A 6200-nucleotide genomic window follows, 5' to 3' on the forward strand; every position below is an offset into this window, starting at 1 on the left:
AACCTTGCGAAACTGTCGATACGTCGTGCACAGTGAAGCCGTGGCCAGTCGAAGCGCAGACCAGAAGGACTCCCGCGAGTCCAGGAACGGCGGTCCCCAGTTGGACGCCGTCTCCCTCGCCATCATCGAGCAGCTCCAGGAGGACGGCCGCCGGCCGTACGCCGCCATCGGCAAGGCCGTGGGCCTGTCGGAGGCGGCCGTGCGACAGCGCGTCCAGAAGCTCCTCGACCAGGGCGTGATGCAGATCGTCGCCGTCACGGACCCGCTCACCGTGGGCTTCCGCCGGCAGGCGATGGTCGGCGTCCGCGTCGAGGGCGACGTGGAGTCCGTCGCCGACGCGGTGACGGCCATGTCCGAGTGCGAGTACGTGGTGATGACCGCGGGCTCCTTCGACCTGATGGTGGAGGTCGTCTGCGAGGACGACGACCACCTCCTGGACGTCATCAACAAACGCATCCGGGCCGTCCCCGGCGTGCGCTCCACCGAGAGCTTCGTCTACCTCAAGCTCAAGAAGCAGACCTATATGTGGGGAACCCGATAATCGTGAGCACCGACAAGGACCTCAGCAGGACCGCGTACGACCACCTGTGGATGCACTTCACCCGCATGTCGTCGTACGAGAACGCCCCCGTCCCCACCATCGTCCGCGGTGAGGGCACCCACATCTACGACGACAAGGGCAAGCGCTACCTCGACGGTCTCGCCGGCCTGTTCGTGGTCCAGGCCGGACACGGCCGCACGGAGCTCGCCGAGACCGCCTCCAAGCAGGCGCAGGAGCTCGCCTTCTTCCCGGTGTGGTCCTACGCCCACCCCAAGGCCGTGGAGCTGGCCGAGCGCCTCGCCAACGAGGCCCCCGGCGACCTCAACAAGGTCTTCTTCACCACCGGTGGCGGCGAGGCGGTCGAGACCGCCTGGAAGCTCGCCAAGCAGTACTTCAAGCTGACCGGCAAGCCGACCAAGTACAAGGTCATCTCCCGCGCGGTCGCCTACCACGGCACCCCGCAGGGCGCCCTGTCCATCACCGGCCTGCCCGCCCTGAAGGCCCCCTTCGAGCCGCTCGTGCCGGGCGCGCACAAGGTGCCGAACACCAACATCTACCGCGCCCCGCTCTTCGGCGACGACCCCGAGGCGTTCGGCCGCTGGGCCGCCGACCAGATCGAACAGCAGATCCTGTTCGAGGGCCCGGAGACCGTCGCGGCCGTCTTCCTGGAGCCCGTGCAGAACGCCGGCGGCTGCTTCCCGCCCCCGCCCGGCTACTTCCAGCGGGTGCGCGAGATATGCGACCAGTACGACGTGCTGCTCGTCTCGGACGAGGTCATCTGCGCCTTCGGCCGCCTGGGCACCACGTTCGCCTGCGACAAGTTCGGCTACGTCCCGGACATGATCACCTGCGCCAAGGGCATGACCTCGGGCTACTCCCCGATCGGCGCGTGCGTCATCTCCGACCGCCTGGCCGAGCCGTTCTACAAGGGCGACAACACCTTCCTGCACGGCTACACCTTCGGCGGCCACCCGGTCTCCGCCGCGGTGGGTATCGCCAACCTCGACCTGTTCGAGCGCGAGGGACTCAACCAGCACGTGCTCGACAACGAGGGCGCCTTCCGCGCCACCCTGGAGAAGCTGCACGACCTGCCGATCGTCGGCGACGTCCGCGGCAACGGCTTCTTCTACGGCATCGAACTGGTCAAGGACAAGGCCACCAAGGAGTCCTTCAACGACGAGGAGACCGAGCGCGTCCTGTACGGCTTCCTCTCCAAGAAGCTCTTCGAGAACGGCCTGTACTGCCGTGCCGACGACCGCGGCGACCCGGTCATCCAGCTCGCCCCGCCGCTGATCTCCAACCAGGAGACCTTCGACGAGATCGAGCAGATCCTGCGCGCCACGCTGACGGAGGCGTGGACGAAGCTCTGATCTGGTCCAGGCGTACTTCGATCATCCGTCTGGATGATCATCACCGGCCCCGGTGCCGTCCGTTCGAGTGGGAACGGCGGCCCGGGGCCGCGTGCTGTACGGCTTCCTCCGTGCGGACTCCTTACGGTGCCCTGTGACCGATCGGCCCCTTCTTCGTTCCCCCGGAAGGGGGACGTGACCGGGGAAACACGGATCAGAACCGAGGTGTACGCCCATGGAGGCTCCGCCGGACCACGACGTGCTCCGGGCCCACGCCCTGCACTTCCAGCACCACGACGGCTCCCCCGCGCTGCAAGGCGTGTCGCTCGGTGTCCGCGAGGGCGAGATCCTCGCCGTGAGCGGCCCGCGCGGCAGCGGCAAGACCACGCTGCTGCGGTGTCTGTCCGGCCTGGTCCGGCCACAGGACGGCGAGGTGTGGTTCGGCAACGTGCCGGTGCACACCATGGGCCCGCTCCGCCGCGAGCGACTGCGCCGCGACCGCTTCGGCTGGATCGACCCCGCCCCCGCGCTCGTCCCGGAGCTCAACACCTGGGAGAACGCCGCCCTCCCCCTCATGCTGCGCGGCGTCGGCCGGCGCCGGGCCAAGACCGCCGCGCTGGAGTGGCTGGAGCGCCTCGACGTCGGCGACAAGGCCCGTCGGCGCCCGGACGAACTCCAGCAGGCCGAGCGGCAGCGCGTCTGCATCGCCCGCGCGCTCGCCGTCGCCCCCGCGGTCCTCTTCGCCGACGAGCCGACGGCCCCCCTGCACCGCGCCGACCGCGCCCAGGTCCTGCGGACGCTCACCACGGCGGCCCGCTCGCACGGCATCACCGTCCTCCTCGCGACGCACGACGCGCGGACCGCCGCCCTCGCGGACCGCACGGTGGCGCTGCTGGACGGACGGCGGGTGCGGACCGTGCACCTCCCCCCGGTCACCGAGACCGCGGTGGCCACGGAAGCCACGGGGACCCCCGGAACGGAAGGCCGGTCGGCGTGCTCGCTCTCCGCCTGACCCGCGTCGCCCGCCTCGCCGTCCAGCTGCGCCGTCTGCTGGTCGCGGTGGCCTCGGCGGGCACGGGCTTCCTGCTGCTGTGCGCCCTCGGCCACGCGATGACCCACCAGGACACACCCGGCGGCTCCGCCCTCCGCCTGGCCTGGTGCGCGGCTCCGCTGGCCGCCACCGTGTACCTCGCCGTCGCCGTGGCCCGCACCGATCCCGGCTCCCGGCCCCGCCCGGGACTCTCGGCGATCGGCCTGGGCCCCGGCCGGCTGATGGCCGTCTCGGCGACGACCACGGCCCTGTCCGGCGCGCTCGGCTCGGCGGCGGCCCTGCTCGTCTTCCTGCACCTGCGCGGCGACCTGACGGGCCTGCCCTTCGACGGTGCCGCGGCCGACGCCCTGGCCGTCGGCCGTCCCCTCCCCGTCCCGGCGGCGCTGACCCTGCTGACCTTGGTACCGGCCGCGGGGGGGCGGGGGGGGGGGGGGGGGGGGGGCCCCCCCCCCCCCCCCCCCCCCCCCCCCCCCCCCCCGCGCCCCGTCCACCGGCTCGCGCGGCTACGGCCGCTTCGGCGCGTACGGCTGGGGCAAGGCCCGCGAGACCTTCGGTGCGTACGGCCGCTTCGGCGCCCGCCTCGCACCGGCGACGGCGGGCGGCGGAGCCACTCGGCCGACCCGGCCCGCCGACATGAGCGCCGACACGAGCGCGGACATGACCGCCACCCCCGTCACGCCCAGCGCGCCCAGCGCGCCCGTCCGTGCCGCCGGGGCCGCGCACGTGGACGCCGCACCGGCGGACGCGCCGGGAGACACCCTGCGAGCGCGGGCCGACGTCACCCCCGCCCCGGCCACGGCGGACCTCCCGCAGCCGACGCCGGACGCCGTACCCGCCCCCACGACCCCGGCCGGGACCGGGGCCGGGGCCGGGACCGACGCTCCCCGTCCCCAGAACACCACCGCCCTCCCCTGGGGCATCGCCGTGCTCACCGCGGGCCTCGCCGTCGAGACGTACGCCGGCAACAGCGCCTCCCTCGCCCCCGACACCACCCCTTCCGCCGGCGTCCTCGTCGGCTGGGCCGTCACCGCCCTGGGCCTCGCCCTGGCCGGCCCCGGCCTCACCCATCTCTGCGGCCGCCTGCTCCAGGCGGCCCGCCCCGGCGCCCTGCGTCTTTTGGCCGGCCGAGTGCTCATGGAGGAGTCGCGCCGCATCGGCCGCCCCCTCGGCGTCGTCTGCGCCGTGGCCTCGGCGGCCTACGTCGCCGCCACCCTGTACGACGGCGACGGACCGGCCTTCGGCCCGCTCAGCACCCTCGGCGCCCTGCTCGTGGCCGGCTGCACGGTGGCCACCCTGCTCACCGCGGCCGTCGAGGCCAAACACGCCCGCACCGACACCACCGACGCCCTGCTGCGGCTGGGGGCGCCCCCCGCGACCCTGCGCGCCGCCGCGGCGGTCCGCGGCGGCGCCCTGCTCGCCCTGTTCGGCCCGCTGACCCTGATCGTCGCGGGGCTGGCATCGCTGCCGCTGGCCCGCTGAGCGCCGCGGCGGCCACCGCGCTGCCCCGCCTCCGCGCTGCCCCTGCCCTGCCCCTGCCCTGCCCCTGCGCTGCCGGTAAAAGTTTCTCGAAGAAATCCGCGAACCAGCGATGAGTTTCGCGAGCCCGTCGCGTCTAGCCCTTCGAACGGCATGACCACAGCAGGACACCGACGGGAGAGGCCCCCATGTACCAGCAGATGATCTTCGTGAACCTGGCCACCGGCAACCTGGACGCCTCGAAGAAGTTCTTCACCGAGCTCGGTTACGAGATCAACGCCCAGTTCAGCGACGACACCACCGCCTCGATCCCGCTGAGCGAGGCCATCGTGGTGATGGTGCACACGCCGGAGAAGTACCGGCAGTTCACGAAGAAGGAGATCGTGGACTCGACGAAGTCCAGCGAGGTGCTGATCGCGCTGAGCGCCGAGAGCCGCGAGAAGGTCGACGAGCTGGTGGAGAAGGCGGTCGCCGCCGGCGGCTCGGTCTCCGGCGAGACCCAGGACCACGGCTTCATGTACGGCCGCGCCTTCGACGACCTCGACGGCCACACCTTCGAGGTCGTGTGGATGGACCCGGCGGCGGTCGAGGGCTGAGCAGGACACGCGCCACAGCATGGGCGGGTGGATCCCACACCCGCCCAGCCCGGGTCCCGGCCACAGGCACAGCTCCCGGCCGGTGGACGGATGGCGGGCGCAGAGGCCGAGAAGGTCTTGAACGGGTCGGGCGGCAGACGCTGAAACGTCACGGCGGTTAATAACACGGCAAAGCCAACGCCCTTGACCGGCATATGCGTTGACACTGCTTATGCACCGCTTATAGACCAGTGAGGCTCGTAGGTGTGCTGATGCCACGTCATTCACGCGTCAGCACCCTCTTCACCCCCCGCATCTGCGCTCCCGTAAAGGACAAACGTGGCAGTCCTGTCCATAATCAGTCGTACGGCATCACGTCGCGGCGTCCGCGCCCTCGGCGTCGCCTCCGCCTCGGTGGCCCTGGCCCTCGGCGCCGCCGGCAGCGCCCTCGCCTGCGACATCAGCGAGTTCTCCGCCGCCGCCGAGTGCGAGGGCGACAAGGGTGTCATCACCGTCACCGACGTGGACCCCGCCGGCATCCCCGCCACCGTCACCGTGTACCTGCAGAACAACGGTGCCGACGCCGAGAAGATCGGCGAGCAGGTGGTCAAGGGCTCGCGCGAAGGCAGCACCATCACCTTCCCCGCGGACTGGAAGCCGAACGCCGAGTACCGCGTCCACGTCAAGGCCGACAGCTACGTCGACGAGGACATCAAGCCGAACCTCGTGACCCCGTCGACCCCCTGCGAGACGGAGGACACCCCGGCCCCGACCCCGTCGGAGAGCTCCTCCTCCCCGGCCGAGGAGACCGAGACGCCCGCACCGGCGCCCTCCACGTCGGCACCGTCCACGTCAACGCCGTCGGCGAGCGAGAGCACCGCACCGGCGGCCGTGCCGAGCAACGCCCCCTCCCCGGCGGCCGGTGAGTCCAACCTCGCCGAGACCGGCGCCAACTCGAACACCGGCATGATCGTCGGCATCGCGGCGGCCCTGGTCGCCCTCGGTGGCGCCGCGGTCTTCTTCGGCCTGCGCCGCCGCGGAGCGAACAGCGACCGCTGACGCCCCGCACACCGGCGCCCGGTCAACGGCGGTGGGGGGGGGGGGGCCCCCCCCCCGCCCCCCCCCCCCCCCGGGCGGGCGCGGGCGGGGGGGGGGGGGGGGCGGGCGGCGGCAGGAAGAGACGAGGTAGACCACGACGAGCGGGGGCG

5 protein-coding genes and 1 pseudogene are annotated in these 6200 nt (G+C 72.5%); all 6 read left to right on the forward strand.

The window, feature by feature from the left end; all coding sequences use genetic code 11:
- Window positions 1–25 precede the first annotated feature (25 nt).
- A complete protein-coding gene (locus ACH4NX_RS27380) occupies window positions 26–541 on the forward strand; it encodes an Lrp/AsnC family transcriptional regulator (RefSeq protein WP_351398245.1) in 516 nt (171 codons plus the stop codon).
- Window positions 542–543: 2 nt separating this feature from the next.
- Window positions 544–1911, forward strand: a complete 1368-nt coding sequence (locus ACH4NX_RS27385; protein ID WP_351398243.1) for an aspartate aminotransferase family protein — start codon at window positions 544–546, stop codon at window positions 1909–1911.
- A 214-nt stretch (window positions 1912–2125) separates the two neighbouring features.
- The gene (locus ACH4NX_RS27390) at window positions 2126–2902 is read left to right on the forward strand and encodes an ATP-binding cassette domain-containing protein (RefSeq protein WP_351398241.1); all 777 of its coding nucleotides are present in this window, start codon (window positions 2126–2128) and stop codon (window positions 2900–2902) included.
- A pseudogene (locus tag ACH4NX_RS27395) lies at window positions 2884–4420 on the forward strand (hypothetical protein). The gene ACH4NX_RS27390 and the pseudogene ACH4NX_RS27395 overlap by 19 nt, the downstream one beginning before the upstream one ends.
- A 185-nt stretch (window positions 4421–4605) precedes the next feature.
- On the forward strand, window positions 4606–5013 hold the full coding sequence (locus ACH4NX_RS27400) for a VOC family protein (protein WP_055421720.1): 408 nt from the start codon (window positions 4606–4608) through the stop codon (window positions 5011–5013).
- Between the two features lie 318 nt (window positions 5014–5331).
- Window positions 5332–6051, forward strand: a complete 720-nt coding sequence (locus ACH4NX_RS27405; protein ID WP_351398237.1) for an LAETG motif-containing sortase-dependent surface protein — start codon at window positions 5332–5334, stop codon at window positions 6049–6051.
- Window positions 6052–6200: the final 149 nt, after the last annotated feature.

The sequence above is a fragment of the Streptomyces sp. NPDC017225 genome, from assembly GCF_044331465.1.
In the GTDB taxonomy this organism is placed as follows: Bacteria; Actinomycetota; Actinomycetes; order Streptomycetales; family Streptomycetaceae; genus Streptomyces.

Coding starts and splice junctions, on each gene's coding strand:
- ACH4NX_RS27390 (WP_351398241.1), top strand. CDS start 2,126: ATGGAGGCTCCGCCGGACCACGACGTGCTCCGGGCCCACGCCCTGCAC.
- ACH4NX_RS27400 (WP_055421720.1), top strand. CDS start 4,606: ATGTACCAGCAGATGATCTTCGTGAACCTGGCCACCGGCAACCTGGAC.